Origin of the sequence: Pseudomonas sp. PvP027 (assembly GCF_017833005.1) — a bacterium.
Lineage (GTDB): Bacteria > Pseudomonadota > Gammaproteobacteria > Pseudomonadales > Pseudomonadaceae > Aquipseudomonas > Aquipseudomonas congelans.
Map to the genome: position 1 here is coordinate 4,873,507 of NZ_JAFIBK010000001.1, position 15,114 is coordinate 4,888,620.

General features: G+C 61.0%; 13 protein-coding genes. 6 read left to right on the forward strand and 7 right to left on the reverse strand.

Features of this window, described 5'->3' with window-relative positions:
• Positions 1 to 133 precede the first annotated feature (133 nt).
• The 3 genes from JOE33_RS21130 to JOE33_RS21140 all read right to left on the reverse strand — a co-directional run bounded on the left by JOE33_RS21130 (position 134) and on the right by JOE33_RS21140 (position 3,809).
• Positions 134 to 541 (reverse strand): META domain-containing protein, encoded by a 408-nt coding sequence (locus JOE33_RS21130; protein ID WP_032612249.1) that lies wholly within the window; start codon positions 539 to 541, stop codon positions 134 to 136.
• On the reverse strand, positions 538 to 975 hold the full coding sequence (locus JOE33_RS21135; RefSeq protein ID WP_010427897.1) for a hypothetical protein: 438 nt from the start codon (positions 973 to 975) through the stop codon (positions 538 to 540). The genes JOE33_RS21130 and JOE33_RS21135 overlap by 4 nt, the downstream gene beginning before the upstream one ends.
• Before the next feature lie 80 nt (positions 976 to 1,055).
• Positions 1,056 to 3,809 carry a response regulator gene (locus JOE33_RS21140; protein WP_010427896.1) on the reverse strand — a complete coding sequence of 918 codons (2,754 nt, stop codon included), beginning with the start codon at positions 3,807 to 3,809 and terminating at the stop codon, positions 1,056 to 1,058.
• A 251-nt stretch (positions 3,810 to 4,060) separates the two neighbouring features.
• On the opposite strand from JOE33_RS21140, the gene cysM reads away from it, so the two are divergent.
• The 5 genes from cysM (at position 4,061) to JOE33_RS21165 (ending at position 10,149) form a co-directional block, all read left to right on the forward strand.
• The gene (gene cysM / locus JOE33_RS21145; RefSeq protein WP_010427894.1) at positions 4,061 to 4,963 is read left to right on the forward strand and encodes a cysteine synthase CysM; all 903 of its coding nucleotides are present in this window, start codon (positions 4,061 to 4,063) and stop codon (positions 4,961 to 4,963) included.
• On the forward strand, positions 4,963 to 6,318 hold the full coding sequence (rlmD, locus tag JOE33_RS21150) for a 23S rRNA (uracil(1939)-C(5))-methyltransferase RlmD (protein WP_010427892.1): 1,356 nt from the start codon (positions 4,963 to 4,965) through the stop codon (positions 6,316 to 6,318). Before cysM ends, rlmD begins: the two co-directional genes overlap by 1 nt.
• 156 nt (positions 6,319 to 6,474) lie before the next feature.
• Entirely contained in the window at positions 6,475 to 8,718 is a 2,244-nt protein-coding gene (gene relA, locus JOE33_RS21155; protein WP_032612245.1) for a GTP diphosphokinase, read from the forward strand.
• A gap of 27 nt (positions 8,719 to 8,745) precedes the next feature.
• Entirely contained in the window at positions 8,746 to 9,579 is an 834-nt protein-coding gene (mazG, locus tag JOE33_RS21160; protein ID WP_187625915.1) for a nucleoside triphosphate pyrophosphohydrolase, read from the forward strand.
• 30 nt (positions 9,580 to 9,609) lie between these two features.
• Positions 9,610 to 10,149, forward strand: coding sequence for a DUF2058 domain-containing protein (locus tag JOE33_RS21165; RefSeq protein ID WP_003314606.1), 540 nt, complete (start codon positions 9,610 to 9,612; stop codon positions 10,147 to 10,149).
• Positions 10,150 to 10,227: 78 nt separating this feature from the next.
• On the opposite strand, the gene JOE33_RS21170 is transcribed toward JOE33_RS21165, so the two are convergent.
• The 4 genes from JOE33_RS21170 to purM all read right to left on the reverse strand — a co-directional run bounded on the left by JOE33_RS21170 (position 10,228) and on the right by purM (position 13,656).
• On the reverse strand, positions 10,228 to 10,407 hold the full coding sequence (locus JOE33_RS21170) for a hypothetical protein (protein ID WP_002554613.1): 180 nt from the start codon (positions 10,405 to 10,407) through the stop codon (positions 10,228 to 10,230).
• 818 nt (positions 10,408 to 11,225) lie between these two features.
• Complete coding sequence (locus JOE33_RS21175) at positions 11,226 to 11,939, reverse strand: DUF3108 domain-containing protein (RefSeq protein ID WP_003305121.1); 714 nt, start codon at positions 11,937 to 11,939, stop codon at positions 11,226 to 11,228.
• 8 nt (positions 11,940 to 11,947) lie between these two features.
• Positions 11,948 to 12,598, reverse strand: a complete 651-nt coding sequence (purN, locus tag JOE33_RS21180) for a phosphoribosylglycinamide formyltransferase (RefSeq protein WP_187625916.1) — start codon at positions 12,596 to 12,598, stop codon at positions 11,948 to 11,950.
• Entirely contained in the window at positions 12,598 to 13,656 is a 1,059-nt protein-coding gene (purM, locus tag JOE33_RS21185) for a phosphoribosylformylglycinamidine cyclo-ligase (RefSeq protein ID WP_010434124.1), read from the reverse strand. The genes purN and purM overlap by 1 nt, the downstream gene beginning before the upstream one ends.
• A 341-nt stretch (positions 13,657 to 13,997) precedes the next feature.
• On the opposite strand from purM, the gene JOE33_RS21190 reads away from it, so the two are divergent.
• Complete coding sequence (locus JOE33_RS21190; RefSeq protein ID WP_054993517.1) at positions 13,998 to 15,101, forward strand: DUF2066 domain-containing protein; 1,104 nt, start codon at positions 13,998 to 14,000, stop codon at positions 15,099 to 15,101.
• Positions 15,102 to 15,114: the final 13 nt, after the last annotated feature.

The window sequence follows — 15,114 nt, forward strand, 5'->3', positions numbered from 1 at the left end:
TGGGAGCGAGCTTGCTCGCGAAGGCAGTGGTTCAAAGGCCCCTATTCTGAGGGGCTACCACCTCTTCGCGAGCAAGCTCGCTCCCACAAGAGTTACGTGCAGCCGTGAGCGCGGAGCATGGGCACGACAAGCCTCAGCTATCTTCCAGCCAGAAACGCAGCGGCTTGCCCTGGGTCGGCCACAGGCGCAACTGCTCGATGGGCGAGATGTCCCAGCGCTGCACGCTGCTCATCGCCTTGATAAAACGCTGTTCCTGCTCCATCAGCGCCGGCGCGCACATCTTGCGAGTCTTGCCTACCGGGCCGAAACTGATGCTGTGGTCGTTCAGTGTGTAAGGCGCGAACCAGTGGTTGCAGCCCGCATTGCCATACGCACGGCCATCGGCACCCAGCGTCATGGTCAAGCGACTGTTATCGATCAGCGGACGTTCGCCGATCCACTCGGTTACATAGCTGTGATCCTCGTGGATCGGCAGCGGGTCAGCAGTACAACCGGCCAGCAGCGCGCCGCCGATCAGGCTCAGGAGCGCAAACTGTTTCATGCCGCTTTCTCCTGGCACTTCTTGCAGAAGTGCTTCTCGCCATCGGTTTTCCAGCCCAGCTCTGCGATGCGCGCGGTAGCGGCCGGTTTCTGCGCCTTGACGCCCAGCTTGCTCTCCACCATGAACTCGAAGTTCAGCTCGGCGGCGCAGCTGTCGCAATTCACTTTCCACTGGTGAATCGCCAACTCGTCGAATACCGGGCCTTTGGCCACTGCAATCCATTGCCCGGGCGGGTTGATCAGGTGCCGGACTTTCTCGACGGTGAGGCGCATGTGCAGGCTTTTGCTGCCTTTGATGGTCACCAGCAACTGGTCGCTGTCGTGAATCGAGCCGCCGTTGCCGGTGACCTGATAGCGACCGGGTGCCAGAGTGCGGCATTCGGTCAGTGTGTGCTGGGGGTTGAGCATGCTGTAGCGAAAATCGTGTTCGACCATGGGTCCTCCAAAATTGCGCGCATCCTAACATGCTCCGCCGACCCTTGAGCGTCAGGCACGAAAGGTGTCCCGCCGCACGCTCAAGCCATGACCCGCGCCTCGGCTTCCAGGCGGATGATCGCCTTGTCCAGATCATTGAGGGCGTCTTCGGTGTGCGGGGCATTTTGCTTGAGCAGGGTTTCGGCGCGTTGGCAGGCACTGCGCAGCTGGGGAACGCCGCAATAACGCGTTGCGCCGTGCAGGCGGTGGATGCGTTCGATCAAGGCGTTTACATCCTGGCTGGCACGCGCCACCCGAATGGCTTCGCGGTCGGCGTCCAGTGAGGCCAGCAGCATGGCCAGCATGTCGGCGGCGAGATCCGCCTTGCCCGCAGCCAGGCGCAACCCTTCCTCATGATCCAGTACCAGCGGGCCGACATGCACCTCAAGCGCTTCATTCTGGCGTTCCGGCGCAGGGTTGCGCAGCGCCAGTCCGGTCCACTTGAGCACCACCTGCGCCAGTTGCCGTTCGCTGATCGGCTTGGTCAGGTAGTCGTCCATGCCGCTTTGCAGCAGTGAGCGTTTTTCATTGGCCATCGCATGCGCGGTGAGGGCCACGATCGGCAGCGAGCTCTGGTTGCGTTCGGCCTCCCAGGCGCGGATCGCCTCGGTGGCCTGACGACCGTCCATGCCGGGCATCTGCACATCCATCAACACCAGGTCGAATGCTTCTTGCTGTACAGCGTTGACCGCTGCATAGCCACCCTCGACAGCGACCACTTCAGCGCCCATGTCTTCAAGCAGGGTCTGCACCAGCAGCAGGTTGGCCGGGTTGTCGTCCACGCACAGCACTCGCGGCGCGCGGCTCGACAATGGCGGGCCGATGTCGGCACGCACCGCTCGCGGCGCGATCAGCTCGGACAGGGCTTTTTGCAGCTTGCGGGTGCAGGCGGGCTTGGCCTGCAGTTGCGTGTAGACATCGTGGACCGCCAACTGGAACAGCGCATGCTCGGTAGTCGGGCACAGCACCATGACCTTGCAGTTGAGGTTTTCCAGGTCCCAGATGTGCTGGCGCAGCCGTTCCGGAGAGATTTCCAGCGCCGTAACGCCAAGTACCGCCAGATCGATGGCCGCTGGCGTCTCGTGCGCTGCCGTCACGCCGTTGAGCAGGTTTTCCAGGTTATTGAACACGATGGTCTGCAGGCCGCAGTCTTCCAGTTGATGCTCCAGCGCCTGACGCGCCAGGTCATGATGTTCAAGCACTGCGGCGCGCAGGCCTCCGAGCGGAATGTTGAGCGACTCTTCCTTGTCTTCGCGGGCCTTGGGCAGTTTCAGGCTGATCCAGAATTCCGAACCTTCGCCCGGTGTGCTGTCAACACCGATTTCGCCGCCCATCTGTTCGATCAGGCGTTTGGAGATCACCAGACCCAGCCCGGTACCGCCCGGTTGGCGCGAGAGCGAGTTGTCGGCCTGGCTGAAGGCCTGGAACAGTGCCCGCACATCCTGGCTGGACAGGCCGATCCCGGTGTCCTGCACGCTGATGCGCAGTTGCGCGTGCTCTTCGGTTTCATCCTCGAGCATGGCACGCGCGACGATCGTGCCTTCGCGGGTGAATTTGATCGCGTTGCTGACCAGATTGGTCAGGATCTGCCGCAGACGCAGCGGGTCGCCGGACAGCGCCAATGGCGTATCGCGGTACACCAGACTGACCAGCTCGAGCTGTTTGGCGTGCGCGGCCGGGGCGAGGATGGTCAAGGTGTCCTGCAACAGGTCGCGCAGGTTGAACGGGATATTGTCGAGCACCAGCTTGCCGGCCTCGATCTTGGAGAAGTCGAGAATCTCGTTGATGATGCTCAACAGGTTGTCGGCGGACTTTTCGATGGTGCCCAGGTAGTCGAACTGGCGCGGGGTCAGCTCGCTTTTTTGCAGCAGATGGGTGAAGCCCAGAATGCCATTGAGCGGCGTGCGGATTTCATGGCTCATGTTGGCCAGGAATTCGGACTTGATCCGGCTTGCTTCAAGTGCTTCCTTGCGCGCCAGGTCCAGTTCGATGTTCTGGATCTCGATGGTCTCCAGATTCTGCCGGACATCTTCGGTCGCCTGATCGATGCTCAGTTGCAGTTCTTCCTGCGCGTTCTGCAGGGTTGCCGCCATGCGATTGATGCCTGACGCCAGTTCATCCAGTTCCCGGCTGCCCAGCGGTGGCAGGCGGGTTTCCAGATTGCCGTCCTTGAGTTGCGACACGGCCTGCTTGATCTGGCTCATCGGCCGGTTGATGGTGCGGCTCATGCGTACCGCGAGGGTCGCGGTAAACGCCAGCCCGGTCAGGATCAGCAGCAGGCTGGCAAACAGGCTTCGGTAACCGCGCAGCAGCGTGCCGTTATGGGATATTTCAAGCTCGACCCAGCCCAGCAGGGTGTCAGCTTCGGCAGGAATGATCGGGCTGGTCAGGTGGCGTTGACTGCCGAATACCGGCAGCAGGTAGCGCGTGGCGTCGGTGCCGGTCGAGCTGAGCAACTGCGAGGCGCTGCCAATCGGCGACGGGCTGATCATGGTCGGCCCGGCGTGGGCCAGTGCCGTGCGATCGGTGTCGAGAAACGACACGGCGCGCACGTCATTCTGCTCCAGGGTCTGGGCGGCGATGCGACTGAGCAGCACTTTATCCTTGCGCCCCAGTGCATTGGCGGCCAGCGGCGCCAGATCCTGAGCGATCATTTCGCCGCGTTGCAGCAGCTGGCTTTGCAGCTCGCTCAACTGCATCCAGGTGAAATAGCCACCGAGCATCGCCGCCATCAGGCTGGCAGGCAAAATAGTCAGTAGCAGCACACGGCCTTTTATACCCAGCTTGGTCAGCACGCTCTTACTCCGGCAACACGTATCAGTCCGTCGATATCAGGCATCGGCTGCCTTGCTGTATCGGCACAAGGGGACAAGTTTAGCCATTTACCGCCGACATGGGCACATAACTCTCTGTGCAGGGAGGGGGCGGCAGCGGAAAAATAAGCGTTTATTCTTTTTGGGAATAAGCAGCGCACTTTGCGTGATATGGGCTTTGGGCGTTTGCCGTTATGATAGGCACCCCCCGCAGTCTGGATTGCGAAGACGCCATGACCCTGCAGTATCAAACCATTGCCGATTGCGTCGGCAACACCCCGCTGGTGCGTCTGCAACGCATGGCGGGTAACACCAGCAATACCCTCCTGTTGAAACTCGAAGGTAACAACCCCGCTGGCTCGGTAAAAGACCGCCCGGCCTTGTCGATGATCACCCGCGCCGAGTTGCGCGGCCAGATCCGTCCGGGTGACACGCTGATCGAAGCCACCTCCGGCAATACCGGGATCGCGCTGGCCATGGCCGCAGCAATCAAGGGCTACCGGATGATTCTGATCATGCCGGACAACTCCAGTGCCGAACGCAAGGCCGCGATGACCGCCTATGGCGCCGAGCTGATTTCGGTCAGCAAGGACGAAGGCATGGAAGGTGCCCGTGATCTGGCCGAGCGCATGCAGGCCGAAGGCCGCGGCAAGGTGCTCGATCAGTTTGCCAATGGCGACAACCCCGAGGCGCATTACACGTCCACCGGTCCGGAAATCTGGCGGCAGACGGGCGGCACCGTGACTCATTTCGTCAGCTCGATGGGCACCACCGGCACCATCATGGGTACCTCGCGCTATCTCAAGGAGCAGAATCCCGACGTGCAGATCGTTGGTCTGCAACCGATGGAGGGCGCTTCGATCCCCGGTATTCGCCGCTGGCCGTATGAATACCTGCCGAAAATCTATCAGTCGGACCGGGTCGACCGCATCATCGATATGGGCCAGACCGAAGCCGAAGACACCATGCGCCGCCTGGCCCGTGAAGAAGGCATCTTCTGTGGCGTGTCATCCGGTGGCTCGGTCGCCGGGGCGTTGCGTATTTCCCAGGAAGTCGAAAACGCCGTGATTGTGGCGATCATCTGTGACCGAGGCGACCGTTACCTGTCGACCGGCGTCTATGATTCGCCCAACTGATGGCCAAGCACGAAAGAGGTTTGCGCTTTCAGCCTGCGGGCGGCGTTAAAACTGTACAGATTCCTGCCGGTAAAAAGCAGCGGCTGACCATTGAGCGGCTGTCCGACGACGGCCGCGGTATCGCCTTTTTCGAGGGCAAAACCTGGTTTGTCGCCGGCAGTCTGGCGGGCGAAGAGGTCGAGGCGCGCGTGCTCAATGCACGCGGCAAGGTGGTCGAGGCGCGCACCGAGCGGGTCTTCACCGCCAGCGCCATGCGTCGCGCTCCGGCCTGTGAGTATTTCGGTCGCTGTGGCGGCTGCAGTGTTCAGCATGTGCCCCACGAAGAACAGCTTGCCCTGAAACAGCGCATGCTCGCCGAGCAGTTAATGCGCGTGGCGAATGTTGTGCCGGATGAATGGGCGGCACCTTTGAGCGGTGCCGAGCTGGCCTATCGCCGACGCGCACGGGTCGCGGTTCGCTGGGATGCCAAGGCCAAAAGGCTGGATGTGGGGTTCCGTGCAGCCGCCAGCCAGGACATCGTCAGCATTGAACACTGTCCGGTGCTGGTACAGGCCTTGCAACCCATCATGAATGAGCTGCCTGGCATGCTGAAAAGTTTCAGCAAGCCGCAGGCGCTGGGTCACGTCGAGCTGTTCAGCGGGGTCGCGACCGCCGTGTTGTTGCGCCACACCGCGCCGCTTGCCGAAGCCGATCTGGCGCTGTTGCAGGCGTTTTGCTCCAGGCATGGCGCGCAGTTGTGGCTGCATGGCGACGGCGAGCCCCAACCGGCCAGCCCCGGCGATACGCTGGGCTACCGATTGGAGCCGTGGAACCTGCAACTGGCCTGGCGACCGGGAGATTTCATTCAGGTCAACGCGGCGGTCAATACCGCGATGATCGAGCAGGCCCTGCAATGGCTGGCGCCTGCAAAAGACGAGCGTGTCATGGACCTGTTTTGCGGTCTGGGTAATTTCGCCTTGCCGCTGGCAGGTATGGCCAGGGAGGTGGTGGCGGTCGAAGGCGTTGCGACCATGGTCGAGCGTGCAGCTGTCAACGCAATGAGTAATGATCTGCACAATGTGCAGTTTTTTCAGGCGGATCTTTCCCAGCCGCTGACACATGCCGACTGGGCGGCAGAAGGGTTTTCTGCGGTACTCTTGGACCCGCCGCGTGACGGAGCCTTTGAAGTGGTCCGCCAGATCAGCAAGACGGGGGCCCGGCGACTGCTCTATGTTTCATGTAATCCGGCAACTTTGGCTCGTGACGCGGTCGAACTGATCCGTCAGGGCTACCGATTAAAACGTGCCGGAATCCTCGATATGTTTCCGCAGACGGCGCATGTCGAGGCGATGGCTTTATTTGAAATGAGTAAGTGAGCAGCGTTCACTGGAACGAGGTCGTTGCTGACAGGGAATCTCATTTAATCCGACTGGCCCGCGAATGCCGGTCCTTGCTTGCCCGGCAAGTGGCATTCGCTCAGAAGGCTGGCGACTGATGGCGCTATTCATCGCGCCGTAGGGAAGGTAAGCAGCATGGTACAGGTGAGAGCGAACCAGCCGATAAACACAGACGGCAGTATCAATCTCGACGCGTGGCTCGATCATATTGTCAGCGTCGACCTGGTCCTGGACCGGGAAGTCATGAAAAAGGCCTGTGAATTTGCCCGGGAAGCCGAGCAGACCGACAAGGCCCACAAGAATCATTGGGCAGAGGGCACCTCCAGTTTTCAGACCGGTCTGGAAATCGCGGAGATCCTGGCTGACCTCAAGCTGGATCAGGACTCGCTGATCGCTGCGGTCATTTACCGTGGCGTGCGTGAAGGTCTCATTGCGCTGCCGGAAGTCGAGCAGCGCTTTGGCGCAACGGTCGCCAAACTCATCGACGGCGTGCTGCGCATGGCCGCGATCAGCGCCAGTCTCAGCCCTCGTCAGTCACTGGTACTCGGCAGCCAGGCGCAGGTCGAAAACCTGCGCAAGATGCTGGTGGCGATGGTCGACGACGTGCGTGTTGCGCTGATCAAGCTGGCCGAACGTACCTGCGCAATTCGTGCGGTGAAGAACGCCGACGACGAAAAACGCAACCGTGTCGCCCGCGAAGTCTTCGACATCTATGCACCGCTGGCCCACCGTCTGGGCATCGGTCACATCAAGTGGGAGCTGGAAGACCTGTCCTTCCGCTACCTGGAGCCCGATCAATACAAGCAGATCGCCAAGCTGTTGCACGAGCGCAGGCTGGACCGCGAGCGCTTCATCAGCGACGTCATGTCCCAGCTCGACAACGAGCTGCAGGCCACCGGCGTGACCGCCGACATCAGCGGGCGTGCCAAGCATATCTACTCCATCTGGCGCAAAATGCAGCGCAAGGGCCTGGCGTTCAGCCAGATCTATGACGTGCGTGCGCTGCGTGTGCTGGTCCCGGAAATGCGCGACTGCTACACCGCGCTGGGTATCGTGCACACCTTGTGGCGGCATATTCCCAAAGAATTCGACGATTACATCGCCAACCCCAAGGAAAATGGTTATCGCTCGCTGCACACTGCCGTGATCGGGCCGGAAGGCAAGGTGCTGGAAGTGCAGATCCGCACCCACGCCATGCATGAAGAGGCCGAGCTGGGCGTATGTGCGCACTGGCGCTATAAAGGCACCGACGTCAAATCCGGCTCCAATCATTACGAAGAGAAGATTTCCTGGCTGCGTCAGGTGCTCGAATGGCATGAAGAGCTGGGCGACATCGGCGGCCTTGCAGACCAGCTGCGAGTCGATATCGAGCCTGACCGCGTCTACGTCTTCACCCCGGACGGCCACGCCATCGACCTGCCCAAGGGCGCGACACCGCTGGACTTCGCCTATCGGGTGCACACCGAAATCGGCCATAACTGCCGGGGTGCGAAGATCAATGGCCGCATCGTCCCGCTCAACTACAGCCTGCAGACCGGCGAGCAGGTCGAGATCATCACCAGCAAGCACGGTACGCCGAGCCGTGACTGGCTGAACTCGAACCTGGGGTACATCACCACCTCGCGCGCGCGAGCCAAGATCGTTCACTGGTTCAAGTTGCAGGCCCGTGACCAGAACGTCGCCGCCGGCAGAACCCTGATCGAACGCGAACTGGCGCGCCTGGCATTGCCGCAGGTCGACTTCGACAAGCTGGCGGACAAGGCCAATCACAAGACGGCCGACGACATGTTTGCGGCCCTGGGTGCAGGCGATCTGCGTCTGGCTCAGTTGGTCAATCTGGCTCAGCAGCAGGTCGAGCCTGATCGCGTCAATGAACAGCTGGAGCTGATCCCGCGCAAGGCCACCGGCTACAAGCCCGGCAAGCGTGGCGATATTCAGATTCAGGGCGTCGGCAACCTGATGACGCAGATGGCCGGCTGCTGCCAGCCACTGCCTGGCGATGCCATCGTCGGTTACATCACTCAGGGTCGTGGCGTCAGCATTCACCGTCAGGATTGCGCTTCAGTGCTGCAACTGGGCGGTCGCGAGCCCGAGCGGATCATTCAGGTCAGTTGGGGGCCGGTGCCGGTACTCACTTATCCGGTGGACATCATCATTCGCGCCTACGACCGTTCCGGCCTGCTGCGAGACGTCACCCAGGTGCTGCTCAACGAGCGGATCAACGTGCTGGCGGTCAATACCCGGTCGAACAAGGAAGACAACACAGCGCTCATGTCCCTGACCATCGAGATTCCGGGCCTGGACGCGCTGGGGCGGTTGCTGGGGCGTATTTCCCAGTTGCCGAACATCATTGAAACGCGCAGGAACAGGACGCCATAAGCGTCGCCTGCGCTCACAGGGAGCCCCATGTATACAGTTCAAGACCTGCTGAACCTCATGGCCCGGCTGCGTGATCCGCAGTTCGGCTGCCCGTGGGACCTGAAGCAGACCTACGCCAGCATTGTGCCGCACACGCTGGAAGAGGCCTATGAAGTGGCTGATGCCATCGAACAGGGTGATCTCGACCATCTGAAGGGCGAGCTGGGTGACCTGCTGTTTCAGGTGGTCTTCTATGCCCAGTTGGCCCGGGAAGAAGGCCGGTTTGAATTCGACGATGTCATCGACGGTATTACCCGCAAGTTGCTGCGTCGCCATCCGCACGTGTTTCCGACTGGCGAGCTGCATGCACCGGCAGAAACGACGCGCCTGACCGACGAGCAGGTCAACCGTCGTTGGGACGAAATCAAGGCCGAGGAGCGTGCCGAGAAGGGCGGTGCACCCGAGCAGTTGTCGCTGCTCGACGATGTGCCCCGGGCCTTGCCCGCATTGAGTCGTGCAGCCAAACTGCAGAAGCGTGCGGCGCAGGTGGGCTTCGACTGGCCTGCGGCATTGCCGGTGGTCGACAAGGTACGTGAAGAACTCGATGAAATTATCGAGGCCATGGTCGACAATGACGCCGAGGGCATTGCCGAGGAAGTCGGCGACCTGCTGTTCAGCGTCGTCAACCTGGCCCGACACCTCAAGGTCGACCCGGAAACTGCGCTACGCTCGGCCAATAGCAAGTTCGACAGACGCTTCCGATTCATTGAACAGGCTTTGCGTCACCTGCAGCGTCCTATCGAAGAGTGCTCGCTTGAAGAAATGGATGCGTTGTGGGGCGAAGCCAAACGTCAGGAAAAGAGCACGCCCGGCTGCGGCTGAGTGTGCGGTAACGGTATAAGTGAGTAGACAATGAGCCTTTCCCTTCGCGATCAGTTGCTCAAGGCAGGTCTGGTCAACCAAAAGCAGGCCAAGCAGGTCGGCAAAGAAAAGCAGAAAGAGCAGCGTCTGGTGCACAAGGGTCAGGCGCAGGCCGACGACTCGCAAAAGCGTGCGGCCCAGGAGGCCATGGCCGAGAAGGCCAAGCGTGATCAGGAGCTGAACCGTCAGCAGCAGGAGAAGGTCGAGCAGAAGGCCCGCACCGCTCAGGTCAAGCAACTGATCGAAGTGTCGCGCCTGCCCAAGCTGATCACCGAGGATTACTACAACTTCGTTGACGACAAGAAGGTCAAGCGCATTCCGGTCAACGCCATGGTGCGCAACAAGCTCAGTAGCGGTTCACTGGCCATCGTTCATCACGGTGGCGGTTACGAGATCATCCCGCGCGAGGCCGCGCTGAAGATCCAGGAGCGCGATCCGCGCCGTATCGTGTTGCTCAATACCCCGACCGAAGCGCCGGATGCAGATGACCCGTATGCGGCGTATCAGGTGCCTGACGATCTGATGTGGTAAGCCCGCGGCGCCGTCAATGAGTTGTCAAAACAAAACCCGCAATCAGCGGGTTTTGTCTTTTCCTGTTCTCAGTATGGGTCAGTGGTTGCCCTGGCTTTCCAGCGCTTCCAGCTCTTCCTTATAGCGAAGGGCATCGGACTCAACGTGGAACATGCCTACCAGTTGGTCCTGTTGGTGCACGTCCCAGATCTGGATGCCGTCGGCAACGGCTTCGTGAGAGAGGTGGGCGTCGTCGCGTTCAGTAACTCTGACAGTCATAGTAGTAAGCTCCTGACTTTGATGGCCTTGATGGTTAGGCCTCTGGATACTGCGGCGATGTGTCGCAGGACTCTTTTATAGGATTTGTTAGCTGCCTAAGTAAATAGCCTGTTCAGGTTCCCAGGTGACCGGAAAGTGATCGATCCTCTGCAGCCCTTGCATGGCGAGGCTTGCAGCGGAGTGGTGGCAAAATGAAGGATGTTTCATGTGCTTCGGGTGCGTTGTCTGACCGTCCGAACGCGCGTGAAAATGCCGTTCCAGACGCTCCGCGTCCTCTTGGCGACGCGGAGCGTCGAGAACTGCATTCCCACGCTGGAGCGTGAGGAACGAGAATCCCGACTATCGTGCGACGCTCTGCGTCGCATGCCTTTCCAGACGCTCCGCGTCCTCTTGACGACGCGGAGCGTCGAGAACTGCATTCCCACGCTGGAGCGTGAGGAACGAGAATCTCGACTATTGTGCGACGCTCTGCGTCGCATGCCTTTCCGGACGCTCTGCGTCCTCTTGACGACGCGGAGCGTCGAGAACTGCATTCCCACGCTGGAGCGTGAGGAACGAGAATCCCGACTATCGTGCGACGCTCTGCATCGCATGCCTTTCCGGACGCTCTGCGTCCTCTTGACGACGCGGAGCGTCGAGAACTGCATTCCCACGCTGGAGCGTGAGGAACGAGAATCCCGACTATCGTGCGACGCTCTGCGTCGCATGCCTTTCCGGACGCTCCGCGTCCGATGTTGAGTGGGCGTGGCGCGAGATCGTGCAGCCAATAAAAAGCCCCGCTGAAAAGCGGGGCTCTGTGGCGCGGGCAGTCAGGGCGATCAGCTACCTTTGACGGCCTTGCCGTTGACGGTGCCGTCCAGCAATACGATGTTGTATTCCTTGCCGTCGGTTTCGACCTGTTGCAGGCGGACCAGCAGGTAATCCCAGTCCTTGGCGAACCACAGCACGGTGGTGCGCTTGCTTTGCGTCGGGTCACGTACGCGCTCGACCTTGATCGCATCGACCTGGCCTGTCTTGGTGGTGACTTTTTCCGAACCCAGTACGCGGAAGTCGTAGGTGTCCACTTCATCACCGTCGACAACCTGGTAGCTCATGCTCTTCTTGCCCTCAGCGATGTCGTGTTGCAACGCCAGCTGATAGGTGGACTTGTCGAGGATGCCACGGTTGAGCGGCAGCTTGATCGCATCGCCACGGTCGGTGCCGGTGACGAACTTGGTGTTCCAGTCGAAGGCCAGATCGACCTTCTTGGATTTACCCAGGCCACTGCGCTCGAAGCTGTAGGTCTGTGGCAGCAGGGTGTCCTTGTCGACCTTCAGCGTGCTGACTTCAGTCAGGCTGGCGATCATCATCGAGGCCTTGAAACTCAGGGTCCAGGTGCCATTGGCGCCGGCTTCCAGGCTGCGTTCAGCCGTGCCGCTCATGGGCAGCTGTTTCCAGTCGGCGGTGTAGCTGGCGGAGAAGGGTTGAAGGTCTGCGGCCTGTACGGCAGGCAATGCGAGCAGAGCGAAAGCGAAGAGCAGAGCGCGACGCATAGTATCTCCTAATGTCGAATCAGATGGCCGCTGGCCGGGAGTAACTGGCTATCGAGTAACGCACCTTGTTCACCAAGGCTCAGTCGGCCTTCGGCAAACCAGCGAATGGCCAGTGGGTAAATACGGTGCTCTTGAACATGGACCCGTTGCGCGAGCGTTGCGGGCGTGTCGTGCAACTGTACCGAAATAACTGCCTGTACGACCAGTGGGCCGCCATCGAGTTCCTCGGTAACGAAATGCACGCTGCAGCCATGCTCGGTGTCGCCGGCTTCCAGTGCACGCTTGTGCGTGTGCAAGCCTTTGTAACGCGGCAGCAGGGAAGGGTGAATATTCAGCAGGCGGCCATGATAGTGGCGGACGAACCCGGCGCTGAGAATGCGCATGAACCCGGCCAGTACCACCAACTGTGGCTGAAAGGTGTCGATCAGTTCGATCAGCGCTGCATCGAAGGCCTCACGACCGTCGTATGCGGTGTGATCCAGCACGCAGGTTTCGATGCCTGCGTCCCGGGCGCGTTGCAGGCCGAACGCATCTGCGCGGTTGGAAATCACCGCGCGGATGCGGACGGGGCTGGCCCCGTCCTTGAAGCTGTCGATCATCGCTTGCAGGTTGCCGCCGGTGCCTGACAGCAGCACCACGACGTCGCAGATGGCTGGCATCAATGCGCCTTGAGGTTTTTCAGCTCGACTTGCGCTGCGCCTTCGGCAGCGGTGGCGATCTGGCCGATCACCCAAGGCTGTTCGCCTGCGTCACGCAGCACCTTCAGTGCCGCTTCAACGTGCTCCTGAGCTACGCAGATCACCATGCCCACGCCGCAGTTCAGCACGCGGTGCATCTCGTTTTCCGCAACGTTGCCTTGCTGCTGCAGCCAGTCGAACACGGCCGGACGCTGCCAGCTGGCGACGTCGACCACGGCCTGAGCGCCTTCCGGCAGCACGCGTGGAATATTGTCGAGCAGGCCGCCACCGGTGATGTGGGCCATGGCCTTGACTGCGCCGGTTTCCTTGATCAGCTTGAGCAACGGCTTCACGTAGATGCGAGTCGGCGCCATCAGCAGTTCGGTCAGCGGTTTGCCGTCCAGCTGGATGTTTTCGATATCGGCACCTGCCACTTCGATGATCTTGCGGATCAGCGAGTAGCCGTTGGAGTGCGGGCCGGACGATGGCAGGGCGAGCAGGGCGTCACCGGCAGCGACTTTCGAACCGTCGATGATTTCGGCCTTTTCCACCACGCCGACGCAGAAGCCTGCCAGGTCGTAGTCTTCGCCTTCATACATGCCCGGCATTTCAGCGGTTTCGCCGCCGACCAGCGAGCAGCCAGCCAGTTCGCAGCCGGCGCCGATGCCGGTGACGACCTGAGCGGCGGTGTCGACGTTCAGCTTGCCGGTGGCGTAGTAATCGAGGAAGAACAGCGGCTCTGCACCGCAGACCACCAGGTCATTGACGCACATGGCGACCAGGTCGATGCCGATGGTGTCGTGCTTGTTCAGGTTCAGCGCCAGACGCAGCTTTGTGCCCACGCCGTCGGTGCCGGAAACCAGAACCGGTTGCTTGTAGCCGGCCGGGATTTCGCAGAGGGCGCCGAAGCCTCCCAGGCCGCCCATGACTTCCGGACGCTTGGTGCGCTTGGCGACGCTCTTGATGCGTTCGACCAATGCTTCACCGGCGTCGATGTCTACACCGGCGTCTTTATAGCTCAGGGAGGGTTGCTTGCTCATAGAAAATCCAGGCCTTTAGGGGGGATTCGGAGGTATCGACCGCTGCGTTAGGGCCCGTTCAGCACCGCGCTGTCATGCGGTGGTAATGTTGGGGCCATGGCGATTGCCGGTCTGCGAAGGCGCGCGATTTTATCAGGCTTGCTCACCAGGGGCCATCCTTGCGCCGACAACAGGGCGGTGTTGCACCAAATAAACCTCAACCAGGTGGCCTGTCAGTGCGAGCCTGGACGTTTAAGGTGTACTTTATGCGCGAACTGAAGGATGGGTGGCTCACGTCTGTCCCAGACTTGTACACCTACTGAAACAGCTTCTTTTTACTTTTTTCCGTTCGGGAACTGTCCATGCGTTTTTCCAGAATTCTTTTAATCGGCTGTTTGTCCCTGATCAGCCTTCCCAGCCTTGCCGAAACGGTCAGCAACCTTTATCAGGTCCGCGAGCCGGTCAATGGCCAATCGCCCGATGAACGTACGCGGGCCACGCAGGCCGCCGTCGAAACCCTGGTGCTGCGCCTGACCGGCGACGCCAAGGCCGTGCAGGGTTCGGCCATCGCCGCGCTGCGCAAGGACCCACAGCAGATCATCAGCCAGTTCGGCTACGAGGCCGGACCGCCGGAAACCCTGCTGGTGGACTTCGATCCGGCAACCACCGACCGTGCCTTGCACGATGCGGGTCTGTCGATCTGGGGCAGCAATCGTCCATCGATTCTCGGCTGGTGGCTGAATGACTCGGTGGAAGGCTCGAATCTGGTCGGCGACGGTCAGGCCGCCGCCGAACCCTTGCGCCAGGCCGCTCAGCACCGCGGACTGCCACTGCGTCTGCCGCTGGCTGATTTGAGCGAGCAGGGTATCGGTAACGCCAAAACCCTGGAGGGCACTGACCCTGCGCCGCTGAAGGAAGCCTCCGAGCGCTATGGCGCTGACGCGATACTGGCCGTGCATGCCAGGGAAGATGGCGGTCAGTGGCAAGGCAAATGGCGCCTGTGGCTGGGTGATCAGCGCGAACAGGGCACCGCAACCGGTGCCACCTCCGAGGCCTTGGCTGACGCGGTGCTGCTGTCGGTAAGCGAGCGTCTGGCGCCGCGCTTCGTGGCCAAGCCCGGTGCGTCGACCGGCATGCTGATCCAGGTTCAGGGCATGACGCTCGAGCGCTATGCGCAACTGCTTCAGTTACTCGAACCGTTCGGCGTGCGTCTGAGTTCTGTCGAAGGCGATAAAGTGGTGTTTGAGGTCAGTGGCAGCACCGAGCAGCTACGCTCGCAATTGTCGCTGGCCAAACTGCAGGAAGTGCCTGCAGCCGAGGCAGCCGCTACCGCCACACCGCCTGCTGCGCCTGTCGATGCGACTGCACCGGTTGCGCCGGCGAATGGAGCTGCTGCTGTTCCGGCACCTGCGCCCGCACCGATGATTGTTCCGGCGTCCGCGCCACAGCTTTATTTCCGCTGGTAACCCGGCAAGAACG

What these genes read in the sequence shown, in the direction of transcription:
- cysM (WP_010427894.1), top strand. Translation starts at nt 4,061, where the DNA reads ATGACCCTGCAGTATCAAACCATTGCCGATTGCGTCGGCAACACCCCG.
- JOE33_RS21165 (WP_003314606.1), top strand. Translation starts at nt 9,610, where the DNA reads ATGAGCCTTTCCCTTCGCGATCAGTTGCTCAAGGCAGGTCTGGTCAAC.
- JOE33_RS21190 (WP_054993517.1), top strand. Translation starts at nt 13,998, where the DNA reads ATGCGTTTTTCCAGAATTCTTTTAATCGGCTGTTTGTCCCTGATCAGC.
- relA (WP_032612245.1), top strand. Translation starts at nt 6,475, where the DNA reads ATGGTACAGGTGAGAGCGAACCAGCCGATAAACACAGACGGCAGTATC.
- JOE33_RS21170 (WP_002554613.1), bottom strand. Translation starts at nt 10,407, where the DNA reads ATGACTGTCAGAGTTACTGAACGCGACGACGCCCACCTCTCTCACGAA.
- JOE33_RS21175 (WP_003305121.1), bottom strand. Translation starts at nt 11,939, where the DNA reads ATGCGTCGCGCTCTGCTCTTCGCTTTCGCTCTGCTCGCATTGCCTGCC.
- purM (WP_010434124.1), bottom strand. Translation starts at nt 13,656, where the DNA reads ATGAGCAAGCAACCCTCCCTGAGCTATAAAGACGCCGGTGTAGACATC.
- purN (WP_187625916.1), bottom strand. Translation starts at nt 12,598, where the DNA reads ATGCCAGCCATCTGCGACGTCGTGGTGCTGCTGTCAGGCACCGGCGGC.
- rlmD (WP_010427892.1), top strand. Translation starts at nt 4,963, where the DNA reads ATGGCCAAGCACGAAAGAGGTTTGCGCTTTCAGCCTGCGGGCGGCGTT.
- JOE33_RS21130 (WP_032612249.1), bottom strand. Translation starts at nt 541, where the DNA reads ATGAAACAGTTTGCGCTCCTGAGCCTGATCGGCGGCGCGCTGCTGGCC.
- mazG (WP_187625915.1), top strand. Translation starts at nt 8,746, where the DNA reads ATGTATACAGTTCAAGACCTGCTGAACCTCATGGCCCGGCTGCGTGAT.
- JOE33_RS21135 (WP_010427897.1), bottom strand. Translation starts at nt 975, where the DNA reads ATGGTCGAACACGATTTTCGCTACAGCATGCTCAACCCCCAGCACACA.